This window comes from Ruegeria sp. CF4 (genome assembly GCF_056537345.1).
This window is the reverse complement of record NZ_JBQFRJ010000001.1, coordinates 390,833-406,325: the sequence shown is the minus strand read 5'-3', so window position 1 is coordinate 406,325 and position 15,493 is coordinate 390,833. Positions and strand designations below refer to the sequence as shown.

The 15,493-nt window shown below is 58.7% G+C and carries 15 protein-coding genes; 5 read left to right on the top strand and 10 right to left on the bottom strand.

Annotated features, from left to right (window positions below; genetic code table 11):
* Positions 1-33 precede the first annotated feature (33 nt).
* From ACR0NF_RS01980 to ACR0NF_RS01970, 3 genes are read right to left on the bottom strand one after another with little or no spacing between them, the layout of a single operon-like run.
* Positions 34-441, bottom strand: a complete 408-nt coding sequence (locus ACR0NF_RS01980) for a DUF2147 domain-containing protein (RefSeq protein ID WP_480469403.1) — start codon at positions 439-441, stop codon at positions 34-36.
* Between the two features lie 52 nt (positions 442-493).
* Complete coding sequence (locus ACR0NF_RS01975; RefSeq protein ID WP_480777684.1) at positions 494-2,305, bottom strand: ABCB family ABC transporter ATP-binding protein/permease; 1,812 nt, start codon at positions 2,303-2,305, stop codon at positions 494-496.
* 57 nt (positions 2,306-2,362) lie between these two features.
* A complete protein-coding gene (locus tag ACR0NF_RS01970) occupies positions 2,363-3,718 on the bottom strand; it encodes a LysM peptidoglycan-binding domain-containing protein (RefSeq protein ID WP_480666733.1) in 1,356 nt (451 codons plus the stop codon).
* 126 nt (positions 3,719-3,844) lie between these two features.
* Between ACR0NF_RS01970 and ACR0NF_RS01965 the strand changes: the two genes are divergently transcribed.
* Positions 3,845-4,396 (top strand): LOG family protein, encoded by a 552-nt coding sequence (locus ACR0NF_RS01965; RefSeq protein ID WP_480469400.1) that lies wholly within the window; start codon positions 3,845-3,847, stop codon positions 4,394-4,396.
* A gap of 49 nt (positions 4,397-4,445) precedes the next feature.
* Here ACR0NF_RS01965 and ACR0NF_RS01960 read toward each other — a convergent pair whose 3' ends face one another.
* The 3 genes from ACR0NF_RS01960 to ACR0NF_RS01950 all read right to left on the bottom strand — a co-directional run bounded on the left by ACR0NF_RS01960 (position 4,446) and on the right by ACR0NF_RS01950 (position 7,125).
* Positions 4,446-4,898 (bottom strand): baeRF12 domain-containing protein, encoded by a 453-nt coding sequence (locus tag ACR0NF_RS01960; protein WP_480469399.1) that lies wholly within the window; start codon positions 4,896-4,898, stop codon positions 4,446-4,448.
* Positions 4,899-5,185: 287 nt separating this feature from the next.
* Positions 5,186-6,361, bottom strand: a complete 1,176-nt coding sequence (locus tag ACR0NF_RS01955) for a S41 family peptidase (protein ID WP_480666732.1) — start codon at positions 6,359-6,361, stop codon at positions 5,186-5,188.
* Positions 6,362-6,525: 164 nt separating this feature from the next.
* On the bottom strand, positions 6,526-7,125 hold the full coding sequence (locus tag ACR0NF_RS01950) for a superoxide dismutase (protein ID WP_480469397.1): 600 nt from the start codon (positions 7,123-7,125) through the stop codon (positions 6,526-6,528).
* Between the two features lie 101 nt (positions 7,126-7,226).
* Between ACR0NF_RS01950 and ACR0NF_RS01945 the strand changes: the two genes are divergently transcribed.
* Positions 7,227-7,994: an FkbM family methyltransferase gene (locus tag ACR0NF_RS01945; RefSeq protein WP_480469396.1), complete on the top strand. Its 768-nt coding sequence runs from the start codon at positions 7,227-7,229 to the stop codon at positions 7,992-7,994.
* A 109-nt stretch (positions 7,995-8,103) separates the two neighbouring features.
* Here ACR0NF_RS01945 and ACR0NF_RS01940 read toward each other — a convergent pair whose 3' ends face one another.
* The 4 genes from ACR0NF_RS01940 to ACR0NF_RS01925 all read right to left on the bottom strand — a co-directional run bounded on the left by ACR0NF_RS01940 (position 8,104) and on the right by ACR0NF_RS01925 (position 13,383).
* Positions 8,104-8,670 (bottom strand): sarcosine oxidase subunit gamma, encoded by a 567-nt coding sequence (locus tag ACR0NF_RS01940; RefSeq protein ID WP_480777683.1) that lies wholly within the window; start codon positions 8,668-8,670, stop codon positions 8,104-8,106.
* Positions 8,663-11,677 carry a sarcosine oxidase subunit alpha family protein gene (locus tag ACR0NF_RS01935; protein ID WP_480777682.1) on the bottom strand — a complete coding sequence of 1,005 codons (3,015 nt, stop codon included), beginning with the start codon at positions 11,675-11,677 and terminating at the stop codon, positions 8,663-8,665. The genes ACR0NF_RS01940 and ACR0NF_RS01935 overlap by 8 nt, the downstream gene beginning before the upstream one ends.
* A gap of 43 nt (positions 11,678-11,720) precedes the next feature.
* Positions 11,721-12,050, bottom strand: coding sequence for a sarcosine oxidase subunit delta (locus ACR0NF_RS01930; RefSeq protein ID WP_480469393.1), 330 nt, complete (start codon positions 12,048-12,050; stop codon positions 11,721-11,723).
* 88 nt (positions 12,051-12,138) lie between these two features.
* Entirely contained in the window at positions 12,139-13,383 is a 1,245-nt protein-coding gene (locus ACR0NF_RS01925; protein ID WP_480469392.1) for a sarcosine oxidase subunit beta family protein, read from the bottom strand.
* Between the two features lie 176 nt (positions 13,384-13,559).
* Here ACR0NF_RS01925 and ccmI point away from each other — a divergent pair, with 176 nt between their 5' ends.
* From ccmI to ACR0NF_RS01910, 3 genes are read left to right on the top strand one after another with little or no spacing between them, the layout of a single operon-like run.
* Positions 13,560-14,780, top strand: a complete 1,221-nt coding sequence (gene ccmI / locus ACR0NF_RS01920) for a c-type cytochrome biogenesis protein CcmI (protein WP_480469391.1) — start codon at positions 13,560-13,562, stop codon at positions 14,778-14,780.
* Positions 14,777-15,241 (top strand): Holliday junction resolvase RuvX, encoded by a 465-nt coding sequence (gene ruvX, locus ACR0NF_RS01915; protein WP_480469390.1) that lies wholly within the window; start codon positions 14,777-14,779, stop codon positions 15,239-15,241. Before ccmI ends, ruvX begins: the two co-directional genes overlap by 4 nt.
* Before the next feature lie 17 nt (positions 15,242-15,258).
* Positions 15,259-15,492 carry a DUF1289 domain-containing protein gene (locus ACR0NF_RS01910; RefSeq protein WP_480469389.1) on the top strand — a complete coding sequence of 78 codons (234 nt, stop codon included), beginning with the start codon at positions 15,259-15,261 and terminating at the stop codon, positions 15,490-15,492.
* Position 15,493 lies beyond the last annotated feature (1 nt).

Below are 15,493 nucleotides of genomic sequence, written 5' to 3'. Positions count from 1 at the left end.
CACCACAAGGGCCGGATCTTCCGGCCCTTTCTCTTAGCCCTTCAACCGTGACCAGGTCTGATGGGCACAGACCAGATGTTCGCACCCTTTGACCTGCAGCGTGTCGCCCTGCAACGTCATCTGCGGTACCGCATCGACATTGATCAACGGCACCCAGAACTCACCGCCGCCATATTTGCCACCACCTTCGCTGGCGACATCCCAGAACAGCTTTTTGCCGATATTCGGTGTCTGCACCTCTTTGCCCGACGGATCATAGGCCGACAGAATTTGACCGCAGAATTTGTCACCACAGGCAGTGATCTTGATGTGAGAGGTCAGGTTCTTGCGATCCGGCTCGGTCTTCCAGACACCCACAATGGGGTCTGAAAGGGCGATCCCGGGCAATAGGATCAGGACGGCGATAATTGGGGCACTGAAGGTCTTTGGACATCCAAACATAGTAAATCCTCCGCCTATCAAGGCCCCATCATAGCATATCAAAGTCGTGGGATCAGGCCGCCTGCGCATCCGATTGCTGGCGGCTCCAAAGCTGGGCATAACGACCTTCACGCGCCAGCAACTCATCATGAGTGCCCTGCTCGATAATCTCACCACGTTCCAGAACAACGATCCGGTCAGCCTCGGCAATGGTGCTGAGACGATGCGCGATGGTGATCACCGTGCGCCCCTCGCCCGCGCGGGCCAGCGCGTCCTTGATGTCCTGTTCGGTGTCGGTATCCAGTGCCGAGGTTGCCTCGTCCAACAGCAGGATCGGAGGGTTCTTGAGCAACGTTCGCGCGATGCCGACCCGTTGTTTCTCGCCGCCGGACAGTTTCAGACCACGCTCGCCCACCTTGGTGTCATAGCCCTCGGGCAGGCTGGTAATAAAGTCATGAATCTGTGCGGCCCTGGCCGCCGCCTCGACATCCTCCTGCGTCGCTCCTTCCCGGCCATAAGCGATGTTGTAGCGGATCGTATCGTTGAACAGCACCGTATCCTGCGGCACGACTCCGATAGACGCGTGCAGGCTGGGCTGACTGACATCACGCACATCCTGCCCGTCGATCTTCAACGCGCCGCCGGTGACATCGTAGAACCGGAACAGCAACCGCCCGATGGTAGATTTGCCTGACCCGGTCGCCCCCACGATGGCCACGGTCTGCCCCGCCGGGACTGTCAGGGACACACCCTTGAGAATTTCGCGGTCTGCCTCATAGCCAAAGCGCACATCTTCCAGAGTGACTTCGCCCCCATTGACTTTCAGGTTCGGCGCGCAAGGCTTATCGGTGACCTCGGCAGGTTGTTCGAGCAGGTCGAACATCTGCCCCATATCCACCAGCGACTGACGGATTTCGCGATAGACCGTGCCTAAAAAGTTCAGCGGCACGGTGATCTGGATCATATAGGCATTGACCATCACGAAATCGCCCACGGTCAGCTGACCGTTTTGCACACCGATTGCGGCAAGAACCATTACGCCAATCAGACCACAGGTGATCAGGAAGGACTGGCCAAAATTCAGGAAAGCCAGCGAATAGGCGGTCTTCAATGCAGCCTTCGCATAAGCCTTCATCGAAACGTCATAGCGTTCAGCTTCGCGTGTTTCAGCGTTGAAATACTTGACTGTTTCGAAGTTCAGAAGACTGTCGATGGCGCGCTGGTTGGCCTCGGTGTCCTGATCATTCATCTCGCGGCGCAGCTTTACGCGCCACTCGGTCACGGCGAAGGTGAACCAGATGTACAGCGCGATGGTCGCCGCCACGACGACCAGATACCAGACATCGAACAGCCACATCAGGATAATGGCCACCAACAGCAATTCCAGTATCAGCGGCCCGATTGAGAACAGCAGGAACCGCAGCAGGAACTCGACACCCTTAACCCCGCGTTCGATGATCCGGCTCAGACCGCCGGTGCGTCGGGTGACGTGGTAGCGCATCGAAAGCTGATGGATATGCTGAAACGTTTCCAGCGCCAGAGCCCGCAGCGCGCGCTGACCCACCGGTGCAAACAGCGCGTCGCGCAACTGCTGAAAGCCCACCGTCATCATACGCGCGACGCCATAGGCCACCGTCAGCCCCACCGCCCCCAGCGCCAGCGGTGGAACACCTTCGCCCGCCAGACCGTCTACCGCGCCTTTGTAAAGGATCGGGGTATAGACCGCGATCAGCTTGGCCACCACCAGCATCACCAGCGCCAGAACCACCCGGCGCTTTACCCAGGCCTCGTCATCGGGCCAGAGATAGGGCGCGACCTTGCGGATCGTGCGCCAGCCGGAACGCTGTTCGTCGGCATCGACTTTCAGGGCTGAGGATCGTCTCATCACGTACCTTGACTGCGGTCAGAGAATGCGCCGGCCCGAACGGGCCGAGGCAGAGTGTTACTCGGGGATTGTGAAAATCTGCCCCGGATATATCAGGTCTGGATCGCGGATTGAATCGCGGTTTGCCTCGAACAGCCTGACGTAGAGGATACCGTCGCCAAACCGCTCACGCGAGATTGCCCAGAGTGTATCACCCTGTTGTACCGTGACAGACCGGATCGGAGGCGTCTCGCTCGGGGTCTCGCCCTGCTCGGTCTCTTCGGCGGCGCGTAAGACTTCGACGGGTTCGCGTTTGAACGGTGTTTCAAGCCGACTGACCACGGTACCATCGGGTGCGACTTCATCCACGCGCAAGGTGTAAACACCCGGATCAATGCCTTCGACTTCGCCACGCCACTGGCCGTCCGGCGCGGGTGGCAGGTCGGCGATCAGCCGGTTATCGAGATAAAGGCGCACGGCCGATCCATCCTGTGCGCGACCCGTCAGTTCCACGTCGCCGGTATCCGAGTAGCCGATCGTATCCAGAGCAATCTGCTTGGGCGGGACATCCGTAACGGTTGGAGGCTGAACGAGTTCGACGCCCTCTTCTCCGGACCGGATGACCGCGATCTGCTGATCTTGGCTTTCGGTGGTTTGCGATGCTTCCGCCTCAGGTTGCGGCTCTGGCGTCGCCTCAGCCTGCTCAGTCACATCCGTTTCGCCACTGGCAACGTCTGTCGTGTCTGCCTCAGCAGTCTCCGACGCGGGCGCTTCGGGTTCTGATTCCGTCACCGCCTCGGTGGTTTCCTCATTCGGTTCCTGTGCTTCCAGGGTCGTCTCGGCCTCGGCAACTTCAACGCTTGGCTCTTCAACGGAAGGAGTGGTTTCCTCAGGCGCAGGTGGCTTCGGCAATGCCGCAATCAGATAGTCATCCGACCGCACGGGTTCACCATCACCCTGTACTTCCAGCACCAGCCCACGCGCAGCATCTGCAAACGGGATCGTAACAAACTCGGCAAATTGACCACTGTTATCCACGACAAAGCTGTGCACGGTCTCTCCGTCCAGCAGCACGATGATCTCGACCCCCGGTTCGGCATTGCCTGACAGAACGGCGTTGCCGTCGGGTTCGACAAAAATCTGATCCAGAACAGGCGCCTGCACGGCGGGGGCCGCGACCTCTTCGTTTTCTGGCTCCGCCTCAACCGTTTCGGATGGCGTCTCTTCGATCGGCCCGGCTTCGGGCTCTGGCGTGGCCTCAGCCGTCTCTTCGTCTGGCTGAGCCACCTCGGCCACCTCAGGCGTCTGTGGCTCTGGCGCTGTGCCGAAGATACCCGACAAGTACAATCCGCCAGCGGCGATCACTGCAACAATCCCGGCAACCAGCCCCCAGATGAAGGTGCCCGAGCTTCCGCTTCCCGAATTGGCGTTCATTCTTTTCCTTTCACTCCGTCGCGTAAATGCTTTGACAGCCAAGCATTCCGACAGACGGTTGAGCCAACCTATCAATCCCGCTATCAGGGGTCAAAACCCCGAACACAAGAGCAGAGAGACCGACCCATGTCCCAGAAATCCGTGTGTGTGTATTGCGGGTCACGCAATGGTGCGAGTCCGGCCTATTCCGAGGCGGCCCGGTCGTTCGGCACCCTGCTGGCCAACGAAGGCTGGCGTCTGGTCTACGGCGCAGGAGATGTGGGACTGATGGGTGAGGTTGCGCGTGCTGCACAAACTGCCGGAGGAGACACATTCGGCGTCATCCCTGTCCACCTGCTGCAGCGCGAAGTCGGCAAAACCGATCTGACGCGATTTGTGGTCACCGAGACCATGCACGAGCGCAAGAAGGTCATGATCATGAACGCAGATGCGGTGATCGTGCTGCCCGGCGGCCCCGGGTCGCTGGATGAACTGTTCGAGGCGCTCACATGGCGGCAGCTGGGTCTGCATGACAAACCCATTCTGGTGCTGAATGTCGACGGCTACTGGGATGCGCTGCATACGCTGCTAGATCAGGTGATCAATCAGGGCTTTGCCGATACGTCACTGGCCGACTTCATCACTTGGGTCGGCACGCCTGATGAGGCCATGGCTCGGCTGCGTGACTTTCTTAACTAAAAAGACAGGCAATCGGGCGGTCGTAACCGCCCGTACCTTCGCTTGATGGTCAGGCGGGCTTTGCAAGCCGCGACTTGAGGATGCGTTCGACTTTGTGCAGCGGATGGTTGGTCAAAGTCTTGTCCACCTCGGCCACCACTTTCGCCAATACTTCGCTATGCAACCTGCGCCGCAACAGGCCCAGCACATGGGGACTGGCGACCAGAACCAACCGCTTATAGGCCCCCTTCAGCCCCTTCCGGTTCAGCAGATTGGCCACGTCCTGAACAAACAGGGATTTAGCGTGAGCCTTCCAGGTATCCTCTTCCACGGCGGATTTCTGATTAGGGCCGGTATCGGACCTGCGCCCTGCCCTGTCGGAGGGTTTTGCCGGGGTCACCTCCTGCTCCTCGACGGATACGACAACGAGATTGGGGTCCTGCGCGTCGGTAATGTTCTCCATCACCAGAGCCTTTTCCCCATCAGCAATGATAACCCATGTTCCCTGTTCAAGTGCGGCCATTATAGTCTCCTGCAAAGATTGACGTGGCTTTCCCCGTCCCCTGGACACAGCTTATCTATCGCGCGATCTAGATGTTTCCGCGCGCTGCGTGATCAGTCCTGAATGTATTGGCGGTTCTCTCCCTCCGCATACTATAGCTAGGGGTTGTGCGGGCCGGTACAATAGGTCTTGGGTCGAAAGTTGACGTATCGGCAGGTTTTCTCTCGCGGCTGCGTCGCCGAGTTGGATCAGCACGTTCGCATGACACAATCTGTAGAGTCAGCCAAGCGGGCTTACTGGCAGTTCGTCTAATCGCTCAGGCTTTTGAGTACTCGTTGGTAGAACGCGCCTTGTGCATCCGCATCAGCAGGTCCTGCGACCCATTCCCGATCCAAGTTCAGTGCCCCGGCGGGTACGATTTGCTGCACGATCTCGGACGGAGTGGTTTCGTCGGTCGTTCCATTCTTCCAGTCGTGAAAGGCTGATGAGTATCGAACGACCGCTCCGCTTGTCGGCAAATCGAGCAGCCCACCCTCAGCAAAGAACTTCAACCCATCACCCATTTCTTCCCCGATGAGTTTGAGCCTATCTCTCACACGACGTTTAAGGATGGCTACAAACACGATCGCTGCGGAAAACGTGAATTTATCGACAAGCACAACAACCTGACTGCCTGCGTTTTCCGAGATGGCGTCGATCAATGGCATCGTTTGAAGAAAGTCGCCACCAGTGTTTCCACGAATGTCAATCAAGAGCGTTTTGTCCGGCCAGGCGCGTACATGTTCTGCTGCACCCGAGATAGCTTTCGGCAGCGCACTTTCGTCTGGATCAAAGAAACTTGGCAACACTATTGAAAGCCCCAATCCCTGCCAGTCCTCAATCTCCACAAATCTCTTAGGTTTCCAGGCCGGATCAACCTTGCCGTGTTCGTTTCTCGGGTAGAGCGTTGATGCAGGAACGGTATATCCATTTTCCACTTTGAAACCGGTTATCCGCCCATTCTCGTCTTGCACGCGATACTCGGTCGTATCGTCTTTTGAAGAAAACCCCAGATGAGCCAGAGCATACGGCCAAGCCAGAAGAATTGATCCGATGACCCGTTTTCTTTGGCGCGTTCCCGCCAGAAACTCATTTGAGGCGGCTTCGATTTGGCTCAAAGCTGCGCCGTTGACTGCAATCAACTCGCCTCGCGGCGCAGTTACCCTTGGTGCCGCCCCTATGAGTTGCACCGAACGCCCCACGCTCACGAACCTCAGCGGGAGCACCGAGATCGCATCATTCGGGATCAGCCGTGTGTGCCCATTGTTGGGAAGTGCCAATAGGCGCATCGCGGAAATCAGAAAGGCCTCTTTTGAGCCTTCCAAAGCGTATCGTCTGCAGTCACTAATGCAGCTGTCTATCACGGCTTTCTCGATCCGCCGAAAACTGGGATCGGTTGGCAGGGTAGTTTCTAGAATTTGCTTCAGGTCTTCCGTCAGCGACATGGCCCACAGTGGGCACAGCCGTTCGTCAATGTCTAGATTAAGCTCAGAACTGTCATTTGACGCCGTTTGCGAAGCACCACCACAGCAATAGAAACACCCATCTAAAACGAAAGGCCCACCAGCGTCACCGCCAGCAGGCCACTTTTGATCCCGTTTGGATCAAATCACATCCGCGATGCGACGTTTTCCCAGTTCACCAGGTTGTCGAGGAAGTTCGACAGGTAGGCCGGGCGCTTGTTGCGGAAATCGATGTAGTAGGAATGCTCCCACACGTCGCAACCCAAGAGGGCGGTCTGACCGAAGCACAGCGGGTTCACGCCGTTCTCGGTCTTGGTTACGGCCAGCGAACCGTCTGCGTTCTTAACCAGCCATGCCCAGCCAGAACCGAACTGACCGGCACCAGCGGCGCTGAACTGCGACTTGAACTCGTCAACCGAACCGAAGCTTTCGGTCAGAGCCTTCTCCAGCTCGCCGGGCATCGCGTTACCGTCAGGGCCCATCATCTCCCAGAACTGGTTGTGGTTCCACAGCTGGCTGATGTTGTTGAAGATACCGTTCTGAGCGACGGCGTTCGCGTCGTAGGTGCCAACGATGATCTCTTCCAGCGACTTGCCGTCCCACTCGGTGCCCGCAATCAGCTTGTTGCCGTTATCGACATAGGCCTTGTGGTGCAGGTCATGGTGATATTCCAGCGTTTCTGCGGACATACCCTTGGCTGCCAGCGCGTCATGTGCATAAGGAAGATCAGGAAGTTCAAAAGCCATCTCGGCCCCCTGTTGAAATGAATGTTGCGGTTTCCAAAGGTTACATGCTTTGGCAAATGCCGCAGGTCAAGGGCTGAGACAAGAAAACCCGGAGGCCCGCGATGCTGACACAGGCGCGCAAAATGTTCTATCGCGCCCGCGGATACTATGCGGGCAACCTGAATGGTGAACCTTTTCGCCTGGACCCCTACCACTCGAAATTCTGGCGCAAGGCATCAGCCGGGCGGTGGGAGCCCGAGACATTTTCGGTGCTGGACCAATGTCTGTCGCCCGAGCATGACTATCTCGATATTGGTGCATGGATCGGCCCTACGGTCCTATACGCCGCGCGCCGCGCTCGCCATGTCTGGTGTTTTGAGCCTGACCCAGTGGCTTACCGCCACTTGGTCTGGAATCTAGAGTTGAACGACATCCGCAACGTATCAGCCTTCAGCATCGCCTTGTCTGAGGGGTTTGGGGTGACCCGAATGGCATCGGCACACGGAGAGGCAGGTGATTCCACCTCGTCATTGCTCCACGACGGAAGCCATGGCACTGACGCACTCACTGTCGGTTGGGATCAATTTTCTGAATCCGTCGACCTGTCTAACGTGTCTTTGGTCAAAATGGATATCGAAGGCGCTGAATTTTCGGTCCTGCCTTCTCTGCTGCCTTGGTTAAAAATAGATAACCCTGCGCTGTTTCTCTCAACGCACGCACCTTATCTGAGCGCAGACAACCGCAGCGCAGCTATGAACAAACTATCAAAAGACCTGGCTTTCTATCGCCATTGCCACGACCCACACACAGGCGAAACCGGCAAGTCAGCCCTCACGGGCCAGCGTGCACTCACTCAGTTCCCGACATTCCTGTTCAGCGCGAACCCCTGACACCCGAGACAGAGATCCGACTTTCATTTAGACAGAAGTGCCTTGGGATTGAGGCCGAAGGCCGAGGGGGCAAAGCCCCCGCACCCACATATCATCAGGCGATCAGGGCTTAATAAACCCCGACCTCGCTGCCAGGCTGCGCCGCAACCTTCAGCAGTTTGAAGGCATAATCCGCGGCGGAACGGAAGCAAACGATGCGGAAGGTCTCGGCGTCGTCCATCCAGAAGGCACCAGCCACCTGCGCGAGGCGCGAACGGCGGATCTGGCCCGGTTGGAACGCCGCAAGAGACAGGTCGACCGGAGCAACCTTGCCCAGAACTTCGCGCGCTTTGCTGCCCGAGACCGTAAACACCGCACGGGCATCCGAGACATTGACGGCCAGCGCATGCGTACCGCCAAGCGCGTTGGTCATCGCGGCCAGTTTGGCCTCCACCTCAGCATAGGGCACAAGCACCAGTAGCTCGTCGGTGGACATCCAGCACACGCCAGTATCACCCTCGACCAGAGCCTCTCGCTGACCAGGCATCTTCTGCCCGGTGGCGTCCTTGACCGCCTTGGCCAGCACCTTGTCGGACAGGTCTCCGCGCAGCGTGATCATGCCTTGCAGGCCGCATTCCTCGACCTTGGCGATACCGTCATAGCTGGCGTGGTTCAGTGCGCTGATGGGTTCAGACATTCTGCTTCTCCCCGTCCTTATCATAGAAGATCGGGTCCACGATCTTGGCTTTGTAAGTTTTGTCGTCCGTTCCCGGGAATTCGATAATCTCGCCCATACGGTCAGGGCCGTGCTTGACCAGGCCCATGGCGATACCTTTAACCAGATTGGCCGAGTAGTAGGTCGAGGTGACACGTCCAATCATGTTGCGTTGACCGTTGGCGTTGACGCCCTCGCCTACTGCATAAGCACCGTCGGGCAGAACCGATCCATCCACAGTCTCCAAACCGACCAGTTTCCAGCGTTCAGGATCAGCCATATGGCTACGCGAATGGGCCCGCTTGCCGAGGTAGTCCTCTTTCTTTTTCGACAGCGCCCAATGCAGCCCCAGATCCTGCGGGATCACGGTGCCGTCGGTCTCGTCGCCGATCATGATAAAGCCCTTCTCGGCCCGCAGGATGTGCAGACATTCGGTGCCGTAAGGCATTACGCCGAACTCTTTGCCTGCGTCCATCAAAGCATCCCAGAACGCCTGCCCCTGAGAGGCAGGAACAGCGATTTCATAGGACAGCTCACCCGAGAACGAGATGCGATAGGCTCGCGCGTCGAATTCGCCGATCTTGCCATCGCGCCACTCCATGAACGGCAACGCCTCTTTCGACAGATCCATGCCGCCCAGTTTCTCCAGCATCTTGCGGGCATTGGGGCCAACCACCGCGACCTGAGCATATTGCTCGGTGACGTTGGCGACGTAGACTTTCCAGTCCCACCATTCGGTTTGCAGCCATTCTTCCATGTGACCATGGATACGCTCGGCCCCACCGGTGGTGGTGTGGCACAGCCATGTATCTTCGTCGATGCGGGCAACAACGCCGTCATCGATCAGGAAGCCGTTCTCGGAACACATCAGGCCATAGCGGCATTTGCCGACCTTCAGCGTGGACATCATGTTGGTGTACATCATGTCGAGGAACTTACCGGCATCGGGACCTTTGACGATCAGTTTACCCAGTGTCGACGCATCCAGCAGACCGAGGTTTTCGCGGGTGTTCTTGACCTCACGGTTCACCGCGTCATGCACGGATTCACCGGGACGGACGTAGGCGTATGTACGGCGCCAATGGCCGACCGGTTCCCAATCAGCACCATTCTTATCATGCCAGTTGTGCATCGGGGTTTGACGGATCGGCTGGAACACCTCACCACGCGCCTCACCGCCAATCGACGCCATCGAAATGGGCGTGTAAGGCGGACGGAAGGTGGTGGTGCCGACCTTCGGAATCTCTGAATCCAGTGCGTCAGCAAGGATCGCCAGTCCATTGATATTGCTCAATTTACCCTGATCCGTCGCCATGCCGAGCGTTGTGTAACGCTTGGTGTGTTCGACGCTTTCATAGCCTTCGCGCGCGGCAAGCTGAACGTCCGAAACTTTCACGTCGTTCTGGAAGTCCAGCCACGATTTCATGCGCAGGCCAATCTCGGCATTCGAGGGCATCAGCCAGACGGCTGCCATCGGGGCTTCGGCCATGGTTTCGCCAACCGGCGCTTTGGTGCGCTTCGCGCTGAACCCGGCTGCCTTGGCTGCCGCTTTACCCGCCGCATCCGCATCGGTCAGAACTTCGCCCAAAGCCAGCGGACCGTTCGAGGCTCCAGCGGCGAGCACGAAGCCTTCGCCATCGGCACCCAGCGGAGGACGCGATGGGTCGGGGCGGAAATGCGCGTTGGCCTCATCCCAGATCAGCTTGCCACCGCAATGCGACCACATATGCACGACCGGGGACCAACCGCCCGACATGGCGACCGCGTCACATTCGACCTCTTCCCGAGCGCCGCCAATTCCCTCTTGATTACAGATGGCAACCTTCTTGACACGCTTGCCACCTTTGACCTTGGCGATCGCCTTGCCGGGATCAACGCGGATACCCAGCTGACGCGCCTCTTCGGCGAGGGGGCCGGCCGTGTCGCGCGCATCAACCACACGCAGGACATCCACACCGGCCTGTTTCAGGATGATCGCGGTCCGGTAAGCGTCGTCATTATTGGTGGCGACAATCACGCGCTCACCCGGTGTTACGCCCCAGTTGACAACATAGTCGCGCATGGCCGACGCCAGCATGACGCCCGGCACATCGTTGCCCGCAAATGACAGCGGACGCTCGATGGCACCGGTCGCGGTCACGACCTGTTTCGCACGAATGCGCCACAGGCGATGACGTGGGCCTTGCGTACCCGGCTTGTGGTCTGTCAGGCGCTCATACCCGAGCACATAACCGTGGTCATAGACCCCCGCGCCCATGCAGCGATTGCGTATGATCACGTTGTCCATTGTTTCGAGTTCGGAAACCAATTGTTCCACGAACTTATCCACAGGCTCACCGTTGATGGTTCCGCCATCAACCGGAGCGCGACCGCCCCAATGCGCGGTCTGCTCGATCAGCATCACCTTGGCACCGGACTGGGCCGCCACCTTGGCGGCTTGCAAACCTGCGACACCGCCACCAATCACCAGAACATCGGTAAAGTGGTAAAAATGCTCATAGGTGTCCGCATCTCGGTTGTCCTTGTCCGGCGCTTTGCCCAGACCTGCAGACTGACGGATAAACGGCTCGTAGACGTGCTTCCAGAATGGCTTCGGATGGATGAACATCTTGTAGTAGAAGCCAGCCGGCAGAAAGCGCGACAAATGGGTATTGATTGACCCGATGTCGAACTCGAGGTTTGGCCAGTGGTTCTGCGACACGGATGTCAGGCCGTTGAACAACTCGGTCGTGGTGGCGCGCTGGTTCGGCTCGAACCGGTTGCCCTCACCGAGACCGACCAGAGCGTTCGGCTCTTCCGCACCGCTGGCGACAACGCCGCGCGGGCGGTGGTACTTGAACGAACGGCCCATCATCATCTGATCATTGGCCAACAGGGCAGACGCGAGCGTGTCACCCTCGAAGCCCTGCATAGAGGTGCCGTTGAAGGTGAAAGAAACCTTTTTAGACCGATCGATCAGGCGGCCTTGTTTTGCGAGACGGGTGCTCATGATGCGGACCTTTCGCAGGCGGTATTACGGATGGCTGTGTGGATCATTCGTATTCTCTCCACGTCCAGCCGGGACGTTTGGCGGTGATGGCGTCCTTGATCTCTTGCGGCGGTTCGGTGGTCTGCGCCGGATAGGTGCCAAAGACCTCAAGCGTATTCGTGCAGCGCGCGGCGTGGAACCACTTGCCGCATCCATTGGCATGACGCCAGCGTTCGAAATGGACGCCTTTTGGGTTTTCGCGCATGAACAGATAGTCGTGGAACTCATCATCCGACGAGCCCGGGCCATAACGCTTCAGATGCGCCTCGCCGCCAGCGGCCAGCTCAGTTTCTTCGGCATCGACGCCGCAATAAGGGCAATTCAGGATCAGCATGTGATCATCCTCTTGGCAGCAGGCGAGACGAGGCTGCCTGCGAAATCTGCATGACGGGCGTGCGAGATTTTTCGACGAAAAATCTTCATCAGTGCGCCACCCCGGCCGCGACGCTTTCGTCGATGAAACGGCCCTCTTTGAAGCGGTCCAACGAGAAGGCTTCGGTCAGCGGCGAATGACCCGTAGCCATCAGCTGTGCCATGCCCCAACCCGACCCCGGAATGGCCTTGAAACCACCGGTGCCCCAACCCGCATTGATAAAGCAGCCTTGCAGCGGTGTTTTCGACAGAATGGGCGAACGGTCGCCGGTCATATCCACAATCCCACCCCACTGGCGTAGCATTTTCAGACGCGAGATCATCGGAAAGGTTTCGACCAATGCGCGGACGGTTTCCTCGATGTGATGGAACGAGCCCCGCTGGGTGTAGTTGTTGAACCCGTCCGTACCGCCGCCAATCACCATCTCGCCCTTGTCGGACTGAGACATATAGCCGTGAACGGTATTGGCCATCACGACCACATCCATGCAGGGTTTGATCGGCTCAGAGACCAGCGCCTGCAGCGCAACGGCTTCCAGCGGCAGACGGAAGCCAGCCATCTCGGCCAACTGACCCGAGTGTCCAGCAACTACAACGCCCAGCTTGTCACAGTCGATGGCCCCTTTTGTGGTGTCGACCCCAACAACACGACCGTTCTCGGACCGTACGCCAGTGACTTCGCATTTCTGGATGATGTCCATGCCCATGGCTGAACAGGCGCGGGCATAGCCCCATGCCACGGCATCGTGCCGCGCGGTGCCGCCACGTTCCTGCCAGAGCCCGCCCAGAACCGGATAGCGCGGGCCTTCCAGATTGATGATCGGCACCAGTTCTTTGACACGTTCGGGGCCGATCCACTCGGTTTTCACACCCTGCAGTGCGTTCGCATGCGCCGTACGCTGATAACCACGGATCTCATGCTGAGTCTGCGCCAGCATGATCACGCCGCGTGGGCTGAACATGACGTTATAGTTCAGCTCCTGGCTCAAATCTTCATACAGGCTACGCGCCTTTTCGTAGATCGCCGCCGACGGGTCCTGCAGGTAGTTCGACCGGATGATAGTCGTGTTCCGACCGGTGTTGCCACCGCCCAGCCAGCCTTTCTCGATCACGGCAACATTCTGGATGCCGTAGTTCTTGCCCAGGTAATAGGCCGTCGCCAGGCCATGCCCGCCGGCACCAACGATGATGACGTCATAACGCTTCTTCGGCTCGGGCGAACGCCAGGCGCGTTCCCACCCGGTGTGATAGCGCAGCGCTTCACGCGCCACAGCAAAGGCTGAGTAGTGTTTCATAAGCGAATCCATCCGGTTCGGTGATTGGGCGCAGATATGCCGTGCCCGGACAGTTTACCCACGCCGCACAACGTCGCAATAATGCACTATTGCGACATGAGCGCACCTCGCGGCCATTTGTCCCTTTTGTCGGCGGGCTCAGAGGTCTAAATCAGGGCAACATTTTCGGAGGGACCATGCCGTTCTGGGTTCTCATATTCCTCATCGCCCTGCTGATCGCCGGATTTCTGGGGTTCGCTCTGTTGCGCGGCCGCCGTTTGGAAGAGCCGGCAGCTGCCTATGACCTCAGGGTGTACCGCGAACAGCTTGCGGGCGTTGATCGGGATTTGGCGCGTGGCGTGATCGCTGACGCAGACGCCGAACGCGTGCGCACCGAAATCTCACGCCGCATTCTGGCCGCGGATGCACAGATGCGGGGCGAGGCCTCGGCTGCGGGGCCATCGCGCGCAGTTTCCGTCATCGCCTTGATCTTGATAGCAATCATACTGGTGGGTGGCGCATTGGCGATGTATCGCCAGATGGGGGCTGCAGGTTTCCCTGACATGCCGTTGACCGCCCGATTGGAGATGGCCGACGATCTGCGCACCAACCGTCTCAGCCAGCTTGAATCCGAGGAATTGGCACCGCCGGTTCAGGTGCCTCCACTGGAAGAAAACTATGCCACCTTGCTGAACCGCCTGCGTGAAACTGTGGCCGAACGCCCGGATGATCTGCAGGGGCATATCCTTCTGGCGCAGCACGAAACCAACGCCGGAAATTTCAAGGCAGGCTACGAAGCGCAATCGCGAGTCATTGAGCTGTCTGGCGCGAACGCTCCGGCCGAAGCTTATTCTGATCTGGCTGAAATGATGATTCTGGCTGCCGGAGGATATGTCTCTCCCGAAGCTGAAACCGCATTGCGTCAGGCGCTGGAGCGTGACCCGACCCTCGGCCCGGCCCGGTACTACTGGGGTCAGATGCTGGCGCAAACCGGGCGGCCTGACATGGCCTATCGCGTTTGGCTTGAGACCTTGAACGACGCCCCAGCTGGCGCGCCCTGGGCGAGCGCGATCCGCGCACAGATCGATGAGTTGGCCTTCCGCGCCGGGGTGTTCAACGCGCCCGACTTTTCCGCAGCATCCGGCCCCAGTCAGGACGACGTAAGTGCTGCCGCCGAGATGTCGCCGGAAGAACGACAGGAGATGATACGGGGCATGGTTGATGGCCTCTCGGATCGTCTGGCGACCGAAGGCGGAACGCCTGAAGAATGGGCACGCCTGATTGCCGCTCTGGGTGTGTTGGGCGAGGGTCAGCGCGCCATAGACATCAGAAACGAGGCCATGGAGGTGTTCGCTGGCGACGCCGAGGCGCTGCAGATGATTGACGCTGCCGCGCTGCAAGCCGGAATCGCGCAATGATCCATGACGCGTTCGAAGATTTCGCTGCGTCTCTGGCTCCGATGTCCGCCCTGATGGGGCTGGACCTGGGTGAGAAGACCATCGGCGTTGCCGTCTCGGACCGGATGCGCGGCGTGGCCACCCCGCTTGAGACGGTCCGGCGCAAAAAGTTCACCCTGGATTCCGCACGGCTGATCGAAATCGTGACCGAGCGTGAGATCGGCGGAATCGTCCTCGGCCTGCCCCGCAATATGGATGGCAGCGAAGGACCCCGGTGCCAGTCCACCCGTGCATTTGCGCGAAATATGACCCGCCTGACGAACCTTCCCATCGGTTTCTGGGACGAACGTCTGAGCACCGTTGCCGCAGAAAAGGCCCTGCTTGAGGCGGATACGACACGAAAGCGTCGCGGACAGGTTATTGATCACGTCGCAGCTGGTTATATCTTGCAAGGGGCGCTGGATAGGTTGCGCTTTCTTTGACGGATGAGGGAACGCAGATGACAAACATGGTTTGGAAACGGGACGAGGTCGAAAGCCCTTGCATCCAGATCTGCGTTGTTCATCCGACCGAACGCATCTGCACCGGGTGTTATCGTACTATTGATGAGATCACCCGCTGGTCCAAGATGGACAGTTCCGAACGTGCAGAAATCATGCAGGAATTGCCGGACCGCAAACCGCGTCTGGCAAAGCGCCGCGGCGGACGTGCCGCGCGACTGAATCGTGACTGAT